General features: G+C 54.4%; 20 protein-coding genes and 4 pseudogenes. 17 read left to right on the plus strand and 7 right to left on the minus strand.

The genetic code is table 11. From position 1 onward, the window contains the following. Positions 1–1,335 precede the first annotated feature (1,335 nt). Positions 1,336–3,249 (plus strand): response regulator, encoded by a 1,914-nt coding sequence (locus ACYZT6_RS25895; protein WP_462029170.1) that lies wholly within the window; start codon positions 1,336–1,338, stop codon positions 3,247–3,249. A 212-nt stretch (positions 3,250–3,461) separates the two neighbouring features. Here ACYZT6_RS25895 and ACYZT6_RS25900 read toward each other — a convergent pair whose 3' ends face one another. From ACYZT6_RS25900 to ACYZT6_RS25920, 5 genes are all read right to left on the minus strand, one after another. Beyond that, the gene (locus ACYZT6_RS25900; RefSeq protein WP_462029171.1) at positions 3,462–4,121 is read right to left on the minus strand and encodes a response regulator; all 660 of its coding nucleotides are present in this window, start codon (positions 4,119–4,121) and stop codon (positions 3,462–3,464) included. Positions 4,122–5,032: 911 nt separating this feature from the next. After that, entirely contained in the window at positions 5,033–6,322 is a 1,290-nt protein-coding gene (locus ACYZT6_RS25905) for an OmpP1/FadL family transporter (RefSeq protein WP_462029172.1), read from the minus strand. Positions 6,323–6,584: 262 nt separating this feature from the next. After that, the gene (locus ACYZT6_RS25910; protein WP_462029173.1) at positions 6,585–8,318 is read right to left on the minus strand and encodes a ShlB/FhaC/HecB family hemolysin secretion/activation protein; all 1,734 of its coding nucleotides are present in this window, start codon (positions 8,316–8,318) and stop codon (positions 6,585–6,587) included. A gap of 491 nt (positions 8,319–8,809) precedes the next feature. Continuing rightward, complete coding sequence (locus ACYZT6_RS25915) at positions 8,810–9,130, minus strand: hypothetical protein (RefSeq protein ID WP_462029174.1); 321 nt, start codon at positions 9,128–9,130, stop codon at positions 8,810–8,812. Positions 9,131–9,385: 255 nt separating this feature from the next. Then, complete coding sequence (locus ACYZT6_RS25920; protein ID WP_462029175.1) at positions 9,386–9,523, minus strand: hypothetical protein; 138 nt, start codon at positions 9,521–9,523, stop codon at positions 9,386–9,388. A gap of 858 nt (positions 9,524–10,381) precedes the next feature. On the opposite strand from ACYZT6_RS25920, the gene ACYZT6_RS25925 reads away from it, so the two are divergent. Beyond that, positions 10,382–12,037 (plus strand): two-partner secretion domain-containing protein, encoded by a 1,656-nt coding sequence (locus tag ACYZT6_RS25925; RefSeq protein ID WP_462029176.1) that lies wholly within the window; start codon positions 10,382–10,384, stop codon positions 12,035–12,037. A 334-nt stretch (positions 12,038–12,371) separates the two neighbouring features. Here the strand turns inward: ACYZT6_RS25925 and ACYZT6_RS25930 are convergent, their stop codons facing one another. Beyond that, the gene (locus ACYZT6_RS25930) at positions 12,372–12,650 is read right to left on the minus strand and encodes a plasmid pRiA4b ORF-3 family protein (protein ID WP_462030018.1); all 279 of its coding nucleotides are present in this window, start codon (positions 12,648–12,650) and stop codon (positions 12,372–12,374) included. A 453-nt stretch (positions 12,651–13,103) separates the two neighbouring features. Further along, positions 13,104–13,364 carry a hypothetical protein gene (locus ACYZT6_RS25935; protein WP_462029177.1) on the minus strand — a complete coding sequence of 87 codons (261 nt, stop codon included), beginning with the start codon at positions 13,362–13,364 and terminating at the stop codon, positions 13,104–13,106. Between the two features lie 102 nt (positions 13,365–13,466). On the opposite strand from ACYZT6_RS25935, the gene ACYZT6_RS25940 reads away from it, so the two are divergent. The 15 genes and pseudogenes from ACYZT6_RS25940 (at position 13,467) to ACYZT6_RS26010 (ending at position 22,504) form a co-directional block, all read left to right on the plus strand. Further along, positions 13,467–13,595 (plus strand): hypothetical protein, encoded by a 129-nt coding sequence (locus ACYZT6_RS25940; RefSeq protein ID WP_462029178.1) that lies wholly within the window; start codon positions 13,467–13,469, stop codon positions 13,593–13,595. 523 nt (positions 13,596–14,118) lie between these two features. Beyond that, positions 14,119–14,649: a hypothetical protein gene (locus ACYZT6_RS25945; protein WP_462029179.1), complete on the plus strand. Its 531-nt coding sequence runs from the start codon at positions 14,119–14,121 to the stop codon at positions 14,647–14,649. A 174-nt stretch (positions 14,650–14,823) separates the two neighbouring features. Continuing rightward, positions 14,824–15,075 carry a hypothetical protein gene (locus ACYZT6_RS25950; RefSeq protein WP_462029180.1) on the plus strand — a complete coding sequence of 84 codons (252 nt, stop codon included), beginning with the start codon at positions 14,824–14,826 and terminating at the stop codon, positions 15,073–15,075. 287 nt (positions 15,076–15,362) lie between these two features. Next, positions 15,363–15,881, plus strand: a complete 519-nt coding sequence (locus ACYZT6_RS25955; RefSeq protein WP_462029181.1) for a hypothetical protein — start codon at positions 15,363–15,365, stop codon at positions 15,879–15,881. 847 nt (positions 15,882–16,728) lie between these two features. Next, on the plus strand, positions 16,729–16,947 hold the full coding sequence (locus ACYZT6_RS25960; protein ID WP_462029182.1) for a hypothetical protein: 219 nt from the start codon (positions 16,729–16,731) through the stop codon (positions 16,945–16,947). Positions 16,948–17,081: 134 nt separating this feature from the next. After that, positions 17,082–17,974: pseudogene (gene istA / locus ACYZT6_RS25965) on the plus strand (IS21 family transposase); the annotation flags it as partial. Between the two features lie 19 nt (positions 17,975–17,993). Further along, positions 17,994–18,562, plus strand: a pseudogene (locus ACYZT6_RS25970) (ATP-binding protein). 224 nt (positions 18,563–18,786) lie between these two features. Then, entirely contained in the window at positions 18,787–19,029 is a 243-nt protein-coding gene (locus ACYZT6_RS25975) for an antitoxin (RefSeq protein WP_462029183.1), read from the plus strand. Next, positions 19,026–19,439 (plus strand): PIN domain-containing protein, encoded by a 414-nt coding sequence (locus ACYZT6_RS25980; protein ID WP_462029184.1) that lies wholly within the window; start codon positions 19,026–19,028, stop codon positions 19,437–19,439. Before ACYZT6_RS25975 ends, ACYZT6_RS25980 begins: the two co-directional genes overlap by 4 nt. Positions 19,440–19,450: 11 nt before the next feature. Next, positions 19,451–19,853: pseudogene (locus ACYZT6_RS25985) on the plus strand (DUF4158 domain-containing protein); the annotation flags it as partial. A gap of 173 nt (positions 19,854–20,026) precedes the next feature. Further along, positions 20,027–20,287: a hypothetical protein gene (locus ACYZT6_RS25990; RefSeq protein WP_462029185.1), complete on the plus strand. Its 261-nt coding sequence runs from the start codon at positions 20,027–20,029 to the stop codon at positions 20,285–20,287. A gap of 867 nt (positions 20,288–21,154) precedes the next feature. Beyond that, positions 21,155–21,532, plus strand: coding sequence for a DUF4354 family protein (locus ACYZT6_RS25995; RefSeq protein ID WP_462029186.1), 378 nt, complete (start codon positions 21,155–21,157; stop codon positions 21,530–21,532). A 397-nt stretch (positions 21,533–21,929) separates the two neighbouring features. Beyond that, a complete protein-coding gene (locus ACYZT6_RS26000) occupies positions 21,930–22,169 on the plus strand; it encodes a type II toxin-antitoxin system RelB/DinJ family antitoxin (protein WP_462029187.1) in 240 nt (79 codons plus the stop codon). Next, positions 22,159–22,260, plus strand: a pseudogene (locus ACYZT6_RS26005) (type II toxin-antitoxin system RelE family toxin); the annotation flags it as partial. The gene ACYZT6_RS26000 and the pseudogene ACYZT6_RS26005, both read left to right, overlap by 11 nt. Before the next feature lie 40 nt (positions 22,261–22,300). Beyond that, complete coding sequence (locus tag ACYZT6_RS26010) at positions 22,301–22,504, plus strand: hypothetical protein (RefSeq protein WP_462030041.1); 204 nt, start codon at positions 22,301–22,303, stop codon at positions 22,502–22,504. Positions 22,505–22,512: the final 8 nt, after the last annotated feature.

Here is a 22,512-nt window from a genome sequence, read left to right on the forward strand (position 1 = left end):
GACCCACTTGGTCTATTGGCATCGCCGATGGCCTGACACCAGGGCTAACGTACCCCTTCCCGGCTCTCGCAAAGTTGCATTTGCAGCAGCACGCCAATGGTCGCACGAATGAGTAGCGTGCTCATTGGGCACCTCCTCTATTAAGAGTATTTGCTCTATCGACTACATGCCTGCCGGGTCAGGTCCGTTCAGATCGGTAAAAACCTCCCTGTGACAGCCAGCAACTCGACACCGTCGTATGATCGGCACGAGACTGGCGAGAAGGGGTCGACCCGCGCCTCGGGCCGGAGCAACAATTGCACGGGGTACTCGCGGCACTATTGGGCAGACATTGCCGAGTCCTCTTTGAGCTCAAGCACTATCCACCTCGCGGTTCTGCGGCGACGTCATCCTCTCGCCGTACCTTATCGAGCATGTTTTTGAACTATTTAATCAAGCTGTGCCCACGCTACCGAGTCGGTCGGTCATTGACCTGTCGCTGGTGCGTCATCGGGTGAAAAAGCAAAATAGCGTAATTTTATCTGGCAGTCGGTTATGCCAGTCGGACGCTGGGCAATCCTACAGCTATCGACTAGTTTTTCTGCGACTTGACCGATGTGCGCAAGGATATGCCATTTGTATCGTGTTGCCAGGCACACGCAATGAGGATGCAGGGGGCTGTCGCTGACCTGCTAATGTAAGATAATTGGGCGTTAATCCTTCACGCTGGGGCCACGAGGAATTATGCGTCAACGTCGATTACATTACGGATTCTCATACGCCTTGACAGTGCGAATCGCTGGGAACTGGCACTTGAGTCACGTCGTCGAACTCTCAGCTGCTCGTATTGAAGCTGTCGGTTAAGATGAGGCTACGGCTGCCAGGTGTATGGCCATTCAACCCGTTTAAGCACATGGATGTGATGTGCTGTTGGCGCATGGTCCCGGTGCGTACGATAGATATAGGCACTTGCTCTTGTCTATCGCGCTCATAAGCGATCATTGACGTTTAGGCTCGAATCCGAACGAAGCGCTCCCGTCATGCCCATCGCATGGCCAACCGTGTGTGATACCGATCATCGATGCAATCCAGCGTTATCACGTCGAGGCCTCGGCTACTATCAACAGCACAACGGAGGCGTTCCGGCGTCGCGTCGGCGCCGTTAACCCGCCAACGATCAGGGCAGTGGTCCCGGCGAAAACCTTGCGGACCCAACAGGGAGGTAAGCAAGAGAGGACTGATTTGGCCTGCCGTTGACGTTGCACGCTGATTGATTGAATTTGTGATGACGTAAGGAGTGAACGTGCCTATTAATAATCCAGATCTACCATATGCCCCCCGGCACCGGAGTGCGAAGTGAAGCTTGCCGAGCCCTTGCTGCAGGACATCCTGCGTCATCTTCAAACCCTGACGGCGCATGACCTCAAACCGTATAAACACTCGAACATTTGGCTCGGGATTGAACAGCGGATGCGGGTGACGGAGCAGCCGGATGTGAGTGCCTATTACCAGTATTTGCAAAATAATCCGCAAGAACAGGCTGCTCTCACGCAGATGATACTGACAGGGGATTGCCCTGCCTCTGAGGAAGACGCCGATGCGTCAGGGCCAGCTAGCGTGCCGCACTCCCTTGGCCAAGCGCAATGGGTCGTCCCCCTTCACGGGATCAATGCACCGGTCAGCGAGGGCCACCTCCCTCCCCCTATTGATCGCCCCCAGGGGGAATCGCAGCCTCTCGAGCAGCGCGCAGCTTCCTATTTCAACCTTCACCAACACGCACTCAAAACGGCCACGGCGCCGAGCCTGATTGTGGATGCCGCTCATAACATCCTGCACCTGACTGAAGGGGCTGGACGCTTTTTGCGCCATGTTGCTGGCGAGCCCTCCTGCAACCTGCTCACACACATTCAACCCGAGATGCGCCTGGAAATGTGCCTGGCCTTATCTCGCGCCCAAGAAAGCGGCGCAGTGATTAAGACCCGCCCGGTGAGGCTTATCCGCGATAACCGTCAGTATCTGATCCAGTTGGCGGCCCACCCCTATCAACACAGCGGATCAGAATACACCCTGGTGATGTTCAACGAAGTCGAAGTGTTACCGGCTGAAATAGCCCGTGTGCCGACTTTAGCGCAAGCAGAGGGCAAAACCCTCGATCGGGTTGAGCGAGAACTGCAACAAACCAAACTTCACCTGCAAGCCATGATCGAGCAATTTCAGCGTATCCATAAACAAATGCAATCTGGCAATGAACAATTACAGGAAGTTAACACCGAGCTTCAAGTCACCAATGAAGTGTCCGCTCACGCCATAGTGGAACTGACAACCCTCAACGCCTGGCTGCTACGCAATAACGCTGCGCTTGAAAAGAGAGTGGCGGCGAGCGAAAAAATCAATGCCCATTTAACACGCTCGACCGCTGCGATGGACATCGCCACGGTATGCATCGACTGCAACCGGCATATTCAATGGTTCACACCACGCATCCAGGACATTTTCAACCTGTTGCCGGGGGATGTGGGACGTTCAATTCTGGACATCAGTCATTGCCTGAACTATGACAACCTGGCGCAGGATACCGCATGGGTTATTGAATCCCTTAAAAGATTCGAGTGCGAGGTGAGCAATACCCACGGTCAGCATTATCTTGCTCGCTTCATGCCTTTGCGCCCCAACGACAATCAGGAAGGGGGCGCGGTCCTGACGTTCGTAGAAATACCCTGTTTACGTGCACATCAACATCAGAGCGGCCAAACGAACGCGCCGTCGCCCTTAATCAGCCATCACGAAGGACGTTGCGCACGTCAACGACCGGAAGAACTCCTGCCGTCACGTCAACTCCAGGCCCCCTGTCGAACGCCCGCAGGATCAACCGAACCTATCGGACGGCTCGCTGGTCTATCGATATTTCTGGTGGAGGATTCGCCTGAGGTGTTGGAGACCCTCAAGCTATTACTGGAAGTGGAAGACGCTGAGGTCAGCGCTTACACTGAGCCTTTGCTGGCACTCAAAGCGGCTAGACGTTCCCGATTTGACGTGGTGATCTGTGATTTAAAAATGCCGCGCATGAGTGGTTTTGAATTAATGCGCGCCTTACGTGGACTACCCCATGTCCAACGAGTGCCGGCTATTGCCTTGAGTAGCTATGGTACAGACACCGACGTCGAGAATTCCCTTTTATCGGGTTTTGATCGACACATCCACAAACCCTTTTCACATTTTGACGTGTTAATTGATACGATCAAAAACTTGAGGCGTGCTCAACTGCATTAAACCCGACAGACCATGTTGCACCCTGTCATGCTGCTTGAGGCGTGAGGGAAAGAGCGCTGTTGCACAATGCTGTCGAGATAAGCACGGGGCCGGCCTCTTTCCACAACGCCAAGATCTCGATGCCTCGTCTTGAGACTCGTCATGCTTGCCGCCCTATTGACTGGATAGTCTGGCGCAGACTTCACCTGCCGCCCCTCCCGTGAAGAACCTGCTCAGCGGTCTAAATAATGTCGCATTTTGAATAACTCATTGGCATTGCGCAGCCCTAACTTTTTCAACCCCGATTGCTTCTGAGTACTGATAGTTTTGATACTTCTCGAAAATTTATCAGCGATTTCCGTTACGGACATTCCCTCCAGATAGCAGCGTAAGACTTCATGCTCTCGAAACGTCAAACTTGAACTCACGGCACTAAGATTTAATCCCTCATGCTCCATATCCTGCTCCGATTGCTCCTGAGCAAAAACGGTTTGGATATAAATTAAGTTACTCATGCTCTTGGACAGATAAATCTTCCCTGCTACAACTCGCCGCACGGCAATAATCAACTGCTCGGGCTCCACCTCTTTACCAATGAAGCCGTCCGCACCGCACCGCAGGCTCATCGTCACCGAGGCAAAATCCTGCACCGCAGAGACCACCAACAAACGCACATGGGGAAATCGAGTTTTTAGTCCCCGTATCAGACTTAGGCCGTCGACATCGCCGGGGGCCAGGGAAAAATCCAACAAAACAATGTCGACCTCCTGATTACGCAAGGCCGTGATCAATAAATTGCTCTTACCGAAACACCCCACCACATCAAAGTCCGGCATACTTCCCAAGCACAGTTCAAGACCAAGCAAGATAATGGGATGGTTATCCAGCAGCATAATCCTAATCGGTTTTCGTGCTTGCATTACCGCCTCATAATTTATAAAAATCGCGAATATAACGCGAGACCTCATGAATAATAAGTAATAGGCCCATGACCGCTCTGTCTTGGCCGCCGCTCATCACGAAATAAGTGTTCGTTGAACATAAAGAGCGTGAACGAATGCCCCCCATCCACAGGACGAGCGGTTGACTGTTCAAATTAAAAACAAGAACCACAGATCACCTTAGGAGTTATCTGAAATTTAGAAAAATCGGATCAGTAGCACTAAAGCTACTCCTGCCCCATTCGAGTTTGCCATGCCTTGGGGCAAATTAGGAGCGTGCAAACTCGCCAGGAAATTTTCATTTCCCGACGAAAATACTAGCCAATGCAGGTGAATCGATTAATGCCCAATGGCCATTTATCATCACCGCTTACGACAACTTGATACGCTACAACAGACCTGTACATAGCCGAGGCAAATGTACAGGGAGTGGACTGCTGCCTCCTCATACGCCGTGCGCGACTGTTGAAGCTCAGGCTTAAGAAGACGGCGGACGGCGGCCGACATCTCCGCAAGCCCCCACAAAAAAAAAGCACTGACGCTCGCCCATCGGCATCAGCCAACACGCACTCTGCACATGAAAGCGCAACACCGGTTCTGCTGTCGTTTACCAAATGGCTAAAGGATCACGGGCGACGCTTTATCAGCCGTGCTTACAGGGGCCAATGAATGCACGCCCGCTGGCAGGCATAACATTCAAAGCCCCAAAATGAGCGTTGCTGCCAAAGAGCTTCGAAGCCTCGAAAAGATGCTCGACGAGCGCAGAACGGTACGGAAACTGTCACCTGCCTCCCCCATTGCCGCCGCGCTGTTAAACAGCGCTACGCCAATGGGGGAGACCTTATATGGTTATATCATCACGATCAGAAACGGTAGGTTGCCCCCAAGCCGAAACCATTAGCACTGTTGGCGAACTTGGCGCCGTAAGTCTGCCCCAAGGAGTTGCTGCGTTTAACCTTGACGGATTCCTCCTTGAGGTAGGCGTAAGCCGCATCCACAGTCAAGTTAGGCAGAACGTCGTAACTGGCACCGAGGCTGAAAATCGTCCGATCACCGGTTGGCATGCGCGGCGAACGATCGGTGTTGTTGGTGGGCGCTTGGTCCAGGGTCAGGCCAGTGCGCAGCACCCATTGCTTGTTGACCCGATAAGAGGTCCCCACCGCGTAAGCCCAAGTGTCGTGCCAGTTCTGCTCCTCCTGGATGACCCCTAATAATTTCGGGGCGAGCGCACCGTTCAAGGGAGAAACCCCAGCGTTATTGACCGTAATGTCTTTCAGACGGCTCCAGCGTGTCCAAGTTGTCCCCGCGTACAGCGTCCAGGCATCATTGAGGTCTTGCGTCACCGACAGATCCCAGGACTCGGGCGTGTCAATTTTCAGCGAAGCGTCATAGCGACCATTGTTAAGCACTGAAGCGGGAACGTTGGTGCCTTTGCTCACTTCGGTGTGGCCGTCGAGCTGGTACTTCACGGATGAATGATAGGTCAGGCCCACACGGGTGGTGTCGGTCGCCTGCACCAGCAAACCGGCGTTGAAACCAAGCGCGGTGTCACTTCCCTCGATCTTGATGTTGTTGGAACCGGTCCCCGGGATGGGCAGGTTGATATCCGACTCCAAGGTGCCCGTAATGCGGTTGATCGTCGGACCAAAACCAATGGACACCTTATCGTTAAAGGCATAACTGACGGTCGGCTGGAAGGTCACCACCTTGACGGCACTCTTGCTGCCGAAGGCGTTACCCTGGAAGCTCTTTTCATAATCAGCCACCAGGCCGAACGGGGCGTAGACACCAAAACCGACCGCCCATTGGTCGTCGAGCTTGTTGGTGTAAAAACCAAAGGGTACCGCCGTCAAGGGCACCATATCCCCCTTATTGGTACCGCTGGAACTGCCGCTGACCTGGCTGATATGGGTGGACGCATTCAGAAGCGCCACACCGCCGGTGATTTGCTGGCCGTCCAGCCGAGCCATCCCGGCCGGGTTGCCATACACGGTACTGGCGTCCTCGGCGGAGGAAGAGCGTCCTGCGAAACCGACTCCCATCCCGCTGATGCTTTGTTCGTTAAGAGCAAAACCGCTGGCAAACAGTTGGCCGCAAGCCGTGGTGACGGCCAGCGCCAGTGTCGTTTGGCATAGTGTTTTTTTCGTTCGCATAAGTATTGTTCCCAATCCCTGTATTGAAATTCACGTGCAGCTCCAAGGGGGAACCTAACAACAACTTGAGTTCTGCCTGTATGAATAAGGGTGAAAACTTGCCATGCGCAATACAAATAAACTAATCACCAAGAGACCTTAAATATCTCTGTTACAGAATATTGAGAATGGCGCCCTGTCGCTTGACAGACTCGTCAAAAACGCAAATGACTTAGCCTGTCTTACCCAAGAATGTCCTTGACAGTCTCACCTTTTGATCCATTTAGAAAACCGTGGAAAGACTCAACCAGAGTTGATTGGAATCGATATCCGCATCCAGATTGTCCTGCAAGCGCTGAGCGTACGTCAGACGTACATTGTATTGCCGCAAGAACGTGGCGCCCAGATAGCCCCCCGCACCCGACAATCGGACTTGGGTGTCATTGCCTTTACCCCAAGCATGGCGATTCACACGCCCTTGCGCGACATCATAAAAGCCAGCGGCGGTCCATTGCATGCCCAGAGCCTGATGAACATGGCGCAGCTCCACGCTTCCTTGCCAACCTTCATCGACCGTCGGACTGTTGGTGCTGAATGCACGCACCGCATTGGGACCACCCATCACAAAACCTTGCGAGCTGTCCAGGTTGCGATTGGCCATCTGCCCCCTGAACGCCCCATACAGCTCCCATTTGTGATCCAGCCCCTTCAGGGCAAAGGCGTCGAGCCGATGGCGGGCAAAGCTTCCCGCGCTTTTGCGCGTCATGCGATCAAACTCTTGATCACCGGGAAGGCCATATTTCAGCGAGCCCAGGGTTGAAGACAAGCGCCATCCTGTGATCTGGCGATCACCGTACAAATTACCCGAGAGTTCCAGAGTCGTCGTGTCGACATCGCGTTGGGGCTTATACGTCATGTTGTATGAATCCGCATAACGCGATTGTTCGTAGCTAAGGCGCACATCCGTACGACCACGATGCGACAACCACAGCGGGTGTTTGATCCAGGCGTTGGCGCTATCAGACTTGCCGTGCGCATCCATCGCTCGATACTCCTGATTCAGACGATATTCCAGGTGACTGTAGCCACCCCCTACGCGAGTACCAAAGCCCCCTACAGGCAAGCTATAGCCTGCACTGAACTGCTGCAGACCGGTAGTATGCTGCAGGGCCTCCAGACTGCTGACGGCATCAAGCATAAGCTGATCCCCCGTGAACCAAGACGAGTTCAGTTGTGCGCCGGTAGAGAGCACCTCCTCCCCGGTGAATTGGTTACCGTGGTTGTTCAGCTCAACATAACCGCCGAGCCTTTTGATCGCTGCGACATTGACTTCAAGTAAGCTGGTGCCGGGCAGGGAGCCGGCCTTCAAGTTGCCGCGCGCACTGATACCGGGCAAATCGTTGAGCAGGTACAACGCGCGATCCACTTGCGCACTTTCGATCAGACGCTGCCCATCACAGGCCTGATCACACGTGACGCGCTCCACCAGGCCGGAGAGAAACGGCAATTCGCGCGGGTTTTGGGTGGTAACGACAGGTTTTTCGTACCGCCCCACCGTCACCAATATTTCAAGGACGCCGTCTTGCATGTTTTGAACAGGCAGCGCAACACCCACGGCCAAGTACCCTCGCTGGTGATAGGCGAACTCCACCGCCCTCATCATCTCGTACAATTGGGCCATCGTGACGTCGCGTTGAGTCCAGGGCATCACGATGCGCTGCAACTCATCTTCGCTGAACATCTCAGCACCGATGAAACGCACATGCTCAAGCCTCACCGTTGCCACAGCATCCTGTGAGTCGGCGGACGGTTCAGCCACCTCGTTTTGCAGCGGCTCGTCAATCCGCTTTGAAGGGAGCCTCTGTGTCGCATCCTGATTCAGTTGATTGCCCAAGGAACCTGCTGAAGGCCGGGATATGGGGTTGGCCTGCGCCGTCAAAGCGGACGTTGCGATCACCAGCGCAATGCAGGACGGTGCTGACGCCATCAGGCGCCGAGGAAGATAATGGAATGTCATAAAGTACCTGGTCCATTCCATTAAGGGTTGGACGGGGATAATCACAGAGGGAATGAACGCTGCGAAGCAAGGAGGTGACACGACACAGATCCACAATCTCGTAGTACCTAGATTGCCTAGTGCAAGTTGACACTCAGAGCTCGGTCACCGGGATAACAAAAAGTGGCCCAGCCCTGAAGGACCTGAAGGCGCACCACGATGACCTGGGTATGCGCGGGGTTGGCATGGGGCTGTCCTTTTAGGTACGGCCAAGGAAACACGGCGTGTCGCTTCGACGCGAATGCTTAAAAATAGCGCACCGCTCCACGGCGGCATGCGCCAAGAAGCCTGCGGGGGGCGACAGCGTTCTACCAAATGAAAAACCCCACATTTATGACTTTTCACAGGCCTGTCAGCCGGCATACGTCGGGGATGAGACGCTGCCCCCACCCGCCTTGAAGGATGAGCGCGCGCATTGCAATGCTTGATGAGCAATTTCTCCTGACTCACACTCACGAACGCGCCCGAGGAAAATGACGTTTTCGTTCGGCTCTCTTTAACAACTCCGCCAAGGGACGCCCCAATAGCCGTTGCGCAGTAGCCGCACTGATGCGTTGCTCTTCGAGGCGCTCGCCGTCCTGATCAAACTTGCTCGCCACCAGCATGCTTGGATCGTCGAAGCCCTGCGGAGACGCCAGGATGGTTTGCCAGTGCTGCTCCCATTCGGTCTGCGTATCGCAGGCAGCGCCGCCGAGGGTGACGAAGCCGTTGTTTTCCTCATCGCCAAAGGTAATGGTGATACACCAGCTAGGCTTTGGCCCTTTTGCCGCCATGATCCACCTCCCTCATCGACTTCATCTGTCGAAGACGCACGTTCAGAAAGATTCAACTTCAGGTCCTCGGACAGGAATAGCAAAAACGTTCCCTCATCAACGCGCCTCTAAGACGTTCGCCTGATCGACGAATGTCGTGCATTGGCCCTCTGCGAAAGTAAAGGCGGCAGTGACCGAACGAGCGCCGTGGGGCCAGCCAATCAGGGGCGTTGAAAGCGCCCCCCATCCGGCCCTCGACCGAATTGGCAGGCCTGGTCAAAGCATGTAACCCCCTAGCCAACCCGCCTTGGGTATACCGTGTTCGAGATTTTTGATGGCGAGGTCTCCAAACATATTGAGGGTCTTGCAGGCCATCAAGACATCTTCCAACACAAAATGCGCTTCGGTGTGCATAGGACGCTCCTGCGGGATATGTTGTTTTTTATTCAAGCAGCAGAATGCCAGCAGCAGGCAGCCCCTCTATGAATTTCAGAAGAAATCACAGCTCTTTCACGGCTTGCGCACAACGGCATTTAATTGACCTCGATGATTTTTTCGATGAACGACCTGCCCATGCGCAACGGCGGTGCCTTCACAAGTCGAAACGCCATTGAGGTAGTCAAATAAGATAACGCTGCGATGATCCCCAGGGGCGGTTATCTGCAGAGAGTGATTTTCAATAATCAGGGGGGTCACAGGCCAAAAGGTTGTTGATGGCCGCGCTCTCCAGTGATTCAGCTTCGCTCTATACCACTGACCAGCTCTCGATGCTTACGAAGCAAGCCACTGCGCCACCGTTTACCAGACAAAAGCCTCGCAGCCCTGCGCTGTCCCTGTTTGGCCCCGGGGTGAACGGCACGAGAAAGCCACAGTGGCCGCAAGTAACGTGAAAGGTTTTGCAGTGATGAATGAAGGCGCCCCGGCAAATATCGCAACCTGCAGTTTTTTTTGGGGGGGGGTGCAGTGGCGTGAATGACCAGGTTGCGGTTACGCGTGGCGTAGACGGCAGTACTTTGGACCGGTAGCGCTGGTGGATGGTGTAGTCCTCTTTCTCAGGCGTTGGCAGAGTGCGTCGTTTGTATGCGGCTCTTATGGGGCAGATGAAACCACTGCTTGTGAAATGTCATGATTTTCGGCTTTTTGATTTGGTCAGCCTTGGGATGTCCCTCACGATTTTCCCGCCTTCGGCGCGCGGCCAAACGGTGCTGCGCATCGCATCAAGGCACTATCGACTGTCGCCCTTATCAAACAATTAAACACAGGCTAACCACCATGCCCTTTCAGCACACTTCTAGGCTGGCAAAACCCTTGTCTCGCGGCGTCCTGCCGACGACTTTCGCCCTTCTGGCTGTCGCCATCCAGGCGTCGATGCCTTCTTTTGCGGTTGCTCAAGGCTTGCCCGCGCTCGACAACGTCATTCAAGGCCAAGCTACCGTCAGTGCCTCTGGCACGAGCATGAACATTACTCAGGGTTCGACCAATGCCGTGATTGGCTGGGGCTCTTTTGATATTGCTCAGGGCCACTCGGTCAATTTCCAGGTACCTGCTGGCGGCGCGACCTTGAACCAGATTGCCGGCCCCGCCAGTCAGATCAACGGCAGCCTGAGCTCCAACGGTACGTTGTTTCTGATCAACCCCAATGGTGTGCTGTTGGGTAACAGCGCCCAAGTAAACGTCGGTTCGCTGGTCGCCAGTACCAGTCAACTGACCGCTAACGACTTCATGAACGGCCAACAGACCTTTACCGCTGGCGGTACTGGCGTCCTCAGCAACGCCGGCTCCATTACGGCCAACTCTGGGGGATATGTGGTGCTCGCAGGTGCAGGGGAGATCCGCAACCTGGGAACGATCAAGGTCGCCAACGGCACCGTGCAAATGGTCTCCGCCGACAAATTCATTTTGACCCAGTCCACTCAAAACCCCTTTTTGAACATCACCGTGGATGGGACGGCTAAAGGCGGCAATGTGACCCATCAGGGCACCGTGTCCGCCGGTACGGTGACCCTTCAGGCACAAGGCGCTGTCAGATCCCTAGGGCGCATTCAGGCGGCCTCCTTGGGCGATCTGAAAGGCTCGGTCAATCTCTCCGGCAACCGTGTGATCATTGCCGAAAGTATCGATTCCGCTGGCGACATTACGGTCACCAGTGGTAGCCGAACCCATATTGGAGCCGGCCTCTCAGCGGCTCACCACATTGATATCAAGTCCCAGGACTCGGTATCCCTTACTAACGCCGAACTGCACTCAGCGCGCGGCGACATTAAAGCATTCAGTCAGCACAAACTGGTCTTGGCCGAGAGTGTACTTAAGACCCAAAATGGCGACATCTTGTTGAGCGGACAAGGCGGCGGCATTAACACGACCTACGGTGCAAACGGCGCTGTGGATATCGACAACACCACATTAACGGCGGCATCAAACATTCAAAACAAAGGCAACATTCTTATAAACGGCCACGTTGAGACTAGCGGTCTCGCCGACGCGGCGCTGACGCCGGAAAAACAGGGTGTTGTCATTCGCCAGAGCACGTTAACCAGCAACAACATGAATATTGACGGGACCGGGGCATTGGGCGTGCTCTTGGAGGGCAACACCCTCAATGCCAATAACCTCTCTCTGAGCGGCAACGCAGAGGATTTTAAAAACGATGGTGAGGGCGTCGTGATCTTCGGCAACAACACTTTAGCCGCACAAAACGACCTGGTGATTACAGGTAAAGGGGGCCAGGCCGGTGTGGTGCTCAGCGGTGTGACAACCTTGAATGGCCAAAACATCGATGTATCCGGTCATACCACCAGCGCAACCCCGACCGATAAAAACGGCATCAAGTTTTATACCCCGGTTCACCTTCAGGTTGATCATGCCAGCCCGAACGCAGTGAAGTTCAGCAGCAATGGCACAACCGTAACCCCTCCCACGGTCTTCTGATGCTCATGCGCGTCAGACGAGTTTTAGCGCCCGTCCACCAGATGTTTCGTCACGGCTCCACGCCATCTGCTTCGCACCGAGTAGTCGCTCTGCGAAGCGGATGTCCGTTAGCGTTTAGCTCGCCGGCAAGCGCTAAACCGGATACATCATGATGGGCGCATCTGGCGCTTGACCTTGATTCCAACAAACACTCAAACCACCACCCGCGCAATGGGCTGGGGTCGGTTTCAAACTTTATCGAGCGCCCCCATCGCTTGATGGGTAAGCGTGCGAACGACACCGCCTTGCATGCAGACCTTAATCGCCCTTTAACCACTGATTGACTCGCTCCCAGTCAAAAACCGTTGAATAGAAGATACTGCCATGTCACTCCAGCATAGCGCGATGCTGGGTGGCTTCGGTCCGCCATCGCTTCAAGAAAATCGGCATATCGGCCCACCGCTACATCTTCCGGCGGGCAAGCATTAGCGCCGTCGACGCAATATGGCACTTGGGCGCAGGTGATGGAGGGCAACAGTTTTTTGACTCTGATCCGGTGATCCCAACTGTCGCCAACGTCATAGAGGTAGCGAAATGTCTTTTTCCGGACAACGCTTTGAACAGGGACTTGCAGGTCTCAGGATTCAACGCCGGCCCCCGGCCCCAACTGGGTCTTTACCATCCCTGGCCTAACCATCAAAACCACGGCGCATGTGCGTGACGCCAACGGCAATCCAGATGATGGGTGAAGCGATCATCGCAGCAACTGCTGCATGACGAGCTGGAGCGTTTGCGGGTCAGGGTGAGCCTTCAATACTCCGTAGCATGAGTGAATTCAATGCTCAGTCTGTCAGGGTACTCAGCATGAACCGGCTGAGGTGAAATGGATGCGGGCTCGGTGGCAGTGACAGGCAGTAATGTCGCTGATCGGTACAGGCCCCAGCAGACCACGGTGATAGTAGCGCCGCCATTTGCTAATAACGCCCCGCAGACTCAGATTGATCGATATCGGGGCCACCCTGAGGTAGACGGTTGTGTCCAACACTCATGACAGCGAATCTCTCTGCGCCATTGCTGGTCCTATAGCCTAGCCACGCACCATCCGCTGGCGCCGCTTTTCAACTAATGCCCCACCAAGCGATCCGAGCCCAAGGCCTGGCAACAATTGCGCCAAACCAGCCGCGACGAGCCGACAAGCGTTTTCATAGGCATTTGCAGCCGTCTGATGTGCGTCTTCGCTTGCATCATCGGCCAAGGCCAAATAGGCGACCTCTGCGCGCAGACAGGTTTCCAGAGTATCGAGCAGGGAGGGCGGTAACACGACCGTTACGGGAGCGGGATTATTCATGGATCGCGAGCTTTTCCCATGGTGCAAAAAGTGGATTGGTTTTCAGTACCGCGAAAACTCAAAGGGATTGCTCGTTAACAGCATCGGCTGTCATCGAGATGCATGAGCGACCTCTATGTGGTCAACGGTGGCGGCTTTACGAACTGCTGTCATGAAGTCAACGTTCCTGAAAACGAGGACAAACTCATTATTATTGCAGGCGAACTCCTGACGGCAACGCAAAAATATTGAATTCACCAGATTTCACATGCCGCCTCAAGCGCCCCCAGCGGGATGCTTGGGCGCGACGTCCACCACCTCAGAGCGGGGGCTTATAAGAGAATTTTTGATACAACCTTGCGCGACGCCTGCCAAAGGGTATCGTCCATTGACTTGATTGGACTGGTAATATTTTAGTTAATGAATGGGGAATACGAAGCGCCCTATCAACTCGCAAGCGCCGATCAGCCTTACACTTAATGCGCTAAAGCCAGAAGGCTGTTCACAACGACTGGTGAATTCCGCCAGCCGTTAAAATAACAGCCATCACTCCTGAAGATGCACGAGCACCTCTATAACCTGGAAACAATCGCGCCTACGTGCTTTTAATAAACGTAGGCATTCCACTTATCGACAAGGTTTTTAAAGTTTAAAGTCGGGTATTTCTGCACCACCCCGGCAAAGCGCCACTATTGAAGAGCGCTTCCATTTTTTGCAAAACTGCCTGCTTCGCCACCAAGGATGGGGGTGCCATATAATAAACAGAGAAAGCAACATGGAACGTTTTCTAAAAAACAAGATGATTTTGGGCCTTGCATGCCTTTTAACAGCCTGCTCCGATATCGACAGCTTGACCAATCAGGCGGGCATTCACTCGGTGAACAACACAGGACTGTTTGAATCGCAACCCCACCGCATTAGCATTAAACAAGTGAAGCGGGTAATTCCCGGGAGGAATACCGCAGGTCAACCCACCATCTCGATCCTCGTGGGCTCAAAGCATCGAGAAATATTTGATATCATATTGCTGCGCTCGAACATCCATCCCGGCTATACCGTACGAAGTCTGAGCTACAATCATCCGGAAATTGAACTGATGACCCGCTGGAACGGTAATCTGTTCACCCAATCCCCAAATTTCCCCACGGCTGTCACATTGACCATCCAGTCCCTGACACCCGAGGCTGCCGTTCTCAGCTTTTCCGGACTGCTCGTGGACACGACAACGGGCAACTATGTCCGATTGCCCCCTTCCACGGTCACAGTGACGGGAAAGGACCTGAAGCAGTTATTGGCCACGCACTGAATAAACTGCGGGGATAGGCAGCACATTAGTCGTCCAAAAAGCGTCGCGAAGTGCAGACTCGGTGGCGAAACAACAGATACGTTTACCTTGCGGGCATTAAGCCACTGACTCAGCCCGTTGAGCGCACCGCTTTCAAGGATGAACACATAAACAGCACCAGGATTGGGATTTGCAATGGATACACCAGCTCCTTCTTCGCTTGAGGACATATTGAAAGTTTGTGCCGTGCTCGACGGCATCATTCAGCGCTGGCATGAGCAGTTGACGCGGGGGCAAACCGTCATTTCATGCGCGGACGAGCGAACGCGTATTACCCAAGCATTGGAACGGCTCAATGGCGCTGTCTTTGGATTAAGTTCACTGATGCTGGAGCCCCGCAATCAAGCCATCCAGCGGGCTCCGCTCCCCTTTCTCCGCCAGGTATGAGCTAAAGCCGCCATTGGCCAACGCATCAGGATTTCTGCCTGCTCAACTGTTACGCTTGCAACGCAGCGCCTGCGCTCAGCATGTCCTCGCCTTTCACCATCGACGTCGCCGATCAGCCCCTCAAGCCTGGCTGATCGCCTCCTTGAACAGCGCTGTTACGGGCAGTTAAGGTTTCTCTCCAAACTGGCGGCATTTTTGACCTAGACTATGGCCATCCCCAGGCGCACGGAATATAAACGTAACATCAACATCGCCTGATCGGGTGGACTGAGGGCCAGGAGCCAGTCATGCACATTGTTATCCCATTCATCAGCGCCAGTATGCTCGTCTTGCTTCTGGCAGGCTGTGCGCAAGAGGCCCCTCAACTACGGCCTCAAGTCCAGTTGGACACCGGCATGGGGGTTCGAGATATTCGAATCAGAGCCGACCAGGTCACCCTAATCCGTACGGCGTCGGTGAGTGTTGAGGTTGTCTCCGTCATCTTGTATTCCAACCTGGATGCGCAAAATGTCTTCTCATTCACTTGGGATCGTGCGCACATGAAAGCCGGCTATTCGGTGGACGATTACAAAGATCAGGATAAAACGCTGACCCTCTTGGCCGACTGGAACGGCCGGCATTACAGCGAGTCCACTCAGTTCCCGACCTATGGACACTTCGTCATAAAATCCCTGACGGATAATGAAGCGCTGATCGAGGTGTCAGGCCGCCTGGTCGAGCCTGACTCAGGAGACTTCCTCAATTTGCCACTGACCGTGTTAAGGATTCAGGGTGCGCAACTGAAGACCCTGACCGACAAACCTTGAGCCCTCTCGAAGACATTCGCCCTTTGTGTGTTAGCTGGTTGCCTTGTTCGCCAAGCGCACGTGTTGACTGCGGGCCAATGCTGATCAATCGGTAACCTCCTGCACCACTTGGCAATGTTTTAGTCGAATGCTTTTGTGGATCAACAGCCCATTGAGAACCATCATACGTGACGCTTGGAAAATACGGACTGAGCATGCATCCCCCCGTGTCCCGCGACAGCGCTTGCGCAACTTTCACTTCGCGGGCGTCCGCTGCGACGTGTTCCAGTGGATATTGGCAAGCTATGTCGGGGAGTTCATACCGCTTTGCCATCGTGGCCTCCTGGCCTTAATGACGAGAGTTCTACCCTAATCGATATTTTAAGGGCTTTTGTACGGAGCGCAGGATGAGGTGAAAGAGTGTTGACTAATTGGACGACCAAACCTCCAGGAATGAGGACGACTTTCAGCCCACCAAACAAGACGGCATCAAGGTTTGAAACGGCTGGCGGCGGCACGGCTCTACCGCCAATGGAGCGCGGCACCAACAGGCTCGATCCTCGCTGGCGAGCGATCGGCGCATTGAACTCATGCCCACGCGCCGCTCTGCAGTTTCTACGCAGAACTCGTATGCCCCCCCGCCAAATGTCAGCTCCATGGCGCAGTGGCCACTCAATTACGCGCTAAATCGGGCGCACTGCCTACCGATGTTCAGGCCGCCACCCCTTGCAGAAAGCGCAGCCACTCAATTTTTAGATACAACCCCCAGGGTACCTTTGCTGTGCGGTATGTTAAATCCCATCTACGCTGCCCAGAATCCGTTTTCAAGGACGAAAACGCAATACAAACTCAGGATGAGGATCTGCACATGGATACACAAAAGCCCTTTGTGCTGGAAGAGGTTTTGCAAGTTTGCACAACGCTCAACGGCATCACTCGACGCGCCCTTAAGAATCTGCAGCAGGGCCTGCCCGCCATTGCCACCGAGGATGAGCAGACTCGTATTGTGCACGCGCTCGAATTGCTACATTGCTCTGTCGTTGAGTTGAGTTTGCTCATTATGGAAACCGACGATCAGACTCAGTGACCCGTTTTGAACCAGGTCTAACCTGGGGTTCTATGCTCAAACCCCAGATTTCTTGACGGGAAAAACTTCACTCCATAACCACCCGTACCAGTAGGGGCGCTTCAGAAAATCTATGGTCACCCTCACTTTTGCAATACTGGCTTTGGGTCGGCAAGGTTGACTTGGTAATGCGCCAGGAGCATCGCGCCGGCGAAAAACTGTTCGTCGACTACGCCGGCCAAACCGTGCCAGTGATTGATCGGCACACCGGTGAGATCCGCCAGGCTCAGGTCTTTGTCGCCGTCCTGGGTGCTTCCAACTACACCTTTGTCGAGGCCACCTGGTCGCAGCAATTGTCAGACTGGCTAGGGTCACGCGCCCCCTGTTTTGCTTTTCTGGGCGGCACATCGCAGATCCTGATACCGGATAATCAGCGCAGCGGCGTCAGCAAGGCGCATCACTATGAGCCGGACACCAACCCTAGTTGCCGCAATCTGGCGGCGCACTACGGCGTCGCAGTGGTACCTGCACGCGTACGCAAACCCAAGGACAAATCCAAAGTTGAAGTCGGGGTGCAGGTGGTCGAACGCTGGATCTTAGCGGCACTGTGCAACCGCCAGTTCTTCTCGCTGGGTGAGCTCAATTCGGCGATTGGCGTATGCTGCAAAAAGGTCGCCATACCACTCAGACCGGGCATATGCCCAAGAGCCATCGCGAACATGCTGAATGGACGCCACTACGGTTGATCCGCTGGGCAGGGCAAACCGGGCCGAACACAGCCGGTGTCATCGCCTACATTCTCGAACGCCGAATCCATCCGCAACATGGCTTTCGGTCCTGCCGGGGCATCCTGCGCCTGGGTAAACAACACGGTGAAGAGCGGCTGGAAGCCGCTTGCCAGCGTGCGCTGGCGTTGGGCGCATGCAGCTACAAAAGCCTCGAGTCGATCCTGCGCCAAGGACTGGAACAACTCCCGCTGACCCAGCAGAGCCTGGCACTGCTGCCTGAGGAACATATCGACCTGCGCGGGCTTGACTACTATTACTGACCGATAAAGGAGCATCACCATGCTACCCAATCCAGCCCTGGACAACACTGCAAACCCTGCGCCTGCACGGCATGATCAAAGCGCTTGATGAACAGCATGCGACGGCAGGCATCAACGACCTCAGCTTCGATGAGCGCCTGGGCTTGATGGTCGATCGCGAGATGACTGAACGTGAAAGTACGCGCCTGAACACCCGCTTGAAAGCAGCCCGGCTGCGCCACAACGCATGTCTGGAAGATATCGATTACCGAAGCCCGCGCGGCCTGGACAAGTCCCTGATCCTGCAACTTGGCAGCGGCCAATGGTTGCGTGACCGCCTGAACGTGATCATGGGAGGCCCCACCGGGGGTGGGAAAACCTAGCTTGCTTGTGCCCTGGCTCATAAAGCCTGCCGAGACGGTTACAGGTCGCTCGACCCTGGTGACCAGCCAAATGCCGGTGGACAAATGGCATGCGCTGATCGGTGATCCGACTTTAGCCGATGCGATCCTCGATCGGTTGGTGCATAACGCCTACTGCATCTAACTCAAGGGCGAATCAATGCGTCGGCATGCAACGAAATTGACAACGACGGGTACTTCAGACTAACACTGCAAACCAGTGTCGCTGCGCTCCGACTGCCCGGCCGGATGACGTGGAATGCGCAGACTGGTCCTGCTTGGGTTGTTTTGCGTGCCATACAGGACCATGTCCGACTAGTTTGCTAGGGGGATACTCAATCTGTACCGATTTTTCGGCGACGAGATAGGTATCATTGATGGTTATCGCTGTAGGATACATACTATAGATAGCTATCACGAAGGAGGTTCCCCATGTCAACCACCGCTAAATTATTCGTCACCGGGCGAAGCCAAGCCGTACGGCTTCCCAAAGAGTTTCGGTTTCAGGGCTCGGAGGTCTTCATACGTCGAGATCTCCACACCGGCGACATTGTACTGTCACCTAAGCCTGCCTCTTGGTCAGAGTTCTTCGCACTCGCCGATCGAACCAAGATTGCTGCAGATTTCATGGCCGATCGGGAAGACCGGCCAGCCGAAGATAGGGAGCTATTTTGAAGCGTTATATGCTCGATACAAACACGGCGAGTTACGTGATCAAGGGAAATCCCCCCGAAGTTCGTGAACGCCTAGCAATGCAGCGGATGGACAGCATTGTTATCTCGGCTATTACACAAGCTGAATTGCTTTATGGCTTGGCCCGTAAAGGCCATCCTGCAGCCCTTGCGAACCTAATCCGAGAATTTTTGCTTCGTGTCGAGATATTGCCCTGGGATGGGCATGCCGCCGCGGTCTATGGTGATTTACGAGCGTCATGCGCAGCTATTGGCATCACGCTGGGCGCACTCGACATGATGATTGCTGCGCATGCTGTAGCGATTAACGCGACGCTCATTACCAATGATAACGCGTTTGCTTTTGTTCCTGATGGCGTACTAGCCGTCGAAGATTGGATAGAAGGACGCTGAGGCGCCAACCGATGGCGGCAAAGAATAAACTCCTGACGATTCTGTCAGGCGCCGAGCAGGAAGCGCTCTATGGGCTTCCCGATTTCGATGATGGACAGCAACTGGAGTACCTCTCGTTGTCGGTGGCGGAACTCGCGCTCGCCACCAGTCGTTCTGGAGTCCATGCCCAAGTCTACTGCATCCTGCAGATTAGCTACTTTGAGGCCAAGCACGCCTTCTTCCGTTTCGCCTGGACTTCTGACGTAGAGAACGATGTCGCTTTTGTACTTTCATTCTGAGGAGTTTGAGCCTGAGGCAACTACGGACCATGAGCAATATACGCAGCGCCGACAGATTGAGCTGTTCGGCTACCGCCCCTGGTCTAAGGCATTGCTGCCGCAGCGGGGCTTCTGCTTCCGCACCGGCGCACGAAGGGCCGCGTGAGGGTTAGAGGGATGGAGCCGGACGGCTCGGGGATTTTTCAGCATCCACGACCGCCTGGAACGATTTTTTGGCGTGGACACTGCGGGGGGGCTTTCAAAAGCCGGTGGGGCGTGGGCCGTCTGTTGCGACCGTCTGATGAAACGAACGAGAATGGACTGCACCTGGTGCGCTTGACCAAACAGCTCTGGATTGACCTGGGGCTGGGTTTCGTCTACGAACGTGTGCAGAAGGCTGCAAAGAAGCGCCGCGCGGCGCAGTTGATTGAGGTCGACCTGCGCCGCCAGACTGAACGCGAGCGCCGCTCCCTTGAGGAGCTCAAGCGAGAGATCTCCCGTCAACGCTGGAAAGCCAAGGAGTCAGCCAAAGCCGGCACTGCCGGCGATCCATCGATCGTTCACGCTGAACCGCTCCAGAGCGTGAGATAACCCCCGAAAAAATCGCCGGTACCAATACGCTGGCGGATCTTAAAAAGCAGCTCACCAAGAAATTCACCAGTAGCGGCTAAATCCTCTCTGTTAGCGCATCCGCTCAGGCGGAGGCATTGTCACGTCAGTAGCTCAGCAATAACCCTCCAACCGCTTTAAAAGCGGCTCCTCACGGCTGTGCTGGCCAACCAATTGCCATCCGGTCGGAGATTTCACGGGGAAAGCTGCCTTTCTTCGAGCGCAGTTGCGTCATCTTTTTATTAAGTGAGATTTTATCCCCCTTCAGTATCCCCTACGGGTAAAAATAGTGACTTTCGAGGTATCCGCACCCCCTCTGTACACCTCCTCAAAGCAACAATGGTCGCGCAAGTCGTGCCGGAGGCACGGCGCGAGAACAGTGCAATGGGGCTGCTCGCCCCAAACCCCGGCAAGGGTCTACGACCCCTGCACCCGCAGATATAAAGCAGTTTCCTGACGACCGCGTGACTGCCTGTCTAAGCGGCCCAGGCCGATGAAACTGGCCTGCCCTGGCCTTCGGCCACCCTGCGGGCGCTAAGACCGGATAAATCGCCCCGCGGCGACAAGTCGCCACAGTGCTCAACCGGGCGCGTTTGGACGCTGGCACTGATTGAATTATCGAACCGGTAAGTCCGTCGGGTGCCTTCGGTGAAGGCATCGATTTTGAGATTCTCGGGGTATCAGGAAGACAAAAGGAGGAGCCCGTAGGTTCACCCGGTGACACGGGCGGTTCCCTCCACTGAAGTGGGAAAAACTTCAGTAAGCAACTTCGTGTCGCACTTTCCGAATTCGGCGCGCTAGTTTTGACCATCGAAGATCCACTATGCTGGCCTTTTATGTGGAGCGAAAATGACTATCAAAACTTTCATTGCACTTGCGCTGACGGTAGTGACGTTGAATGCGCAGGCTGAGGCGCCCGCAGAATCGTTGATGTTGTGGTCAACGCAAAAGGATCAAGGATCAATCTGGACAAGCGAACGTAGTTTTCATTTCAAATCCTTTGACGCTATGCTTTTGAACGGGGGTCAAAAAGACGTTGATTTGAGCAAGCTGTGCTTCCAGGCCTATGACGCAAAGGGCAATGCCTATCACGTCGACACCATCGATGAGAGTCTTGTTCAAGGAGTCCTGAAGCCTGGGAAGGCTGTCCGTGGCTTCTATCAATTTACCGGGGACGACGGTGTTTATAGCGCTTCGATGGTTAAGGTATTACGCAGTTGCAAATGAGTGAGTACGCCGATAGTGACCTCACAATTGCGTTAGGGATGACTACAGAATGCGGAAAAATCGTACTAGGGGGTTGGAGGCGCAATGGAACCGAAAACCAACGTAAGCACGAATTAGAGTTCGCTTTACCAATCAGAGGTTGTTGATTAACGAACTTTGATTAGCGAAACGAGGTTGTCGCACCACTTTTCGGGGTGGTATTGCCTTCCTTGGTGCCCCCCCGAAACGGTTTCATAAAGCGGTGGTTTTATCGAACTGCCCATACAGCACGCGTGTTTGCGGGCAGGCACTGGGCTTAAGTGCACTTTCTGTTCCATTGCTCCACAAACCCCGGGCTTGCCAAAAAAATCTTTCTACGCCACTGTAATGACAAATGTCATTACAGTGGGGGTATCCCATGGCATCCATCAACGTTCGTATCGACGATGATCTCAAGGCACGGGCTTACCTTGAGCTGGAAAAACTGGGTGTGACGCCTTCTGAGCTGATGCGTCAAGCCTTGCAATACGTGGCAGAGCGAGGCCAATTACCGTTCAAGCCCATGCTGATGACCGAGGACGATGGAGCGTTGTTGTCCACGGTGCGTGAACGCCTGGCTGCTCCGCAACGCGTTAAAGTTTCGCTAGATGACCTATAGCCTTGAGTTCGTTTCGAGGGCATTAAAGGAGTGGCAAAAACTGGGGGATACGGTGCGGCAACAACTCAAGATGAAGTTGGCTACGATCCTTCAGTCGGACCTTTCTGGACTTCTACAACAGCGACATCCGCATGGGTTTTATCGGCCTGTTCGACACTGTCGCTTCGGTGGCCGGTTTCACCAATTGGGGCAATGTTCAAAGTGCGCTCACGCCAGGTGTACGTTTGCTTTTGCCGAGCGTGCTGTTTTCGAATGTGGTGCAGCTGGTGGCGCGCGATGAATACCGGGCCAACTTTGCCCTGAATCGGGTAGCCCCCGATCACCGGAGATTGTAGTGCCAGGG

The sequence above is a fragment of the Pseudomonas sp. RT6P73 genome (assembly GCF_054897715.1).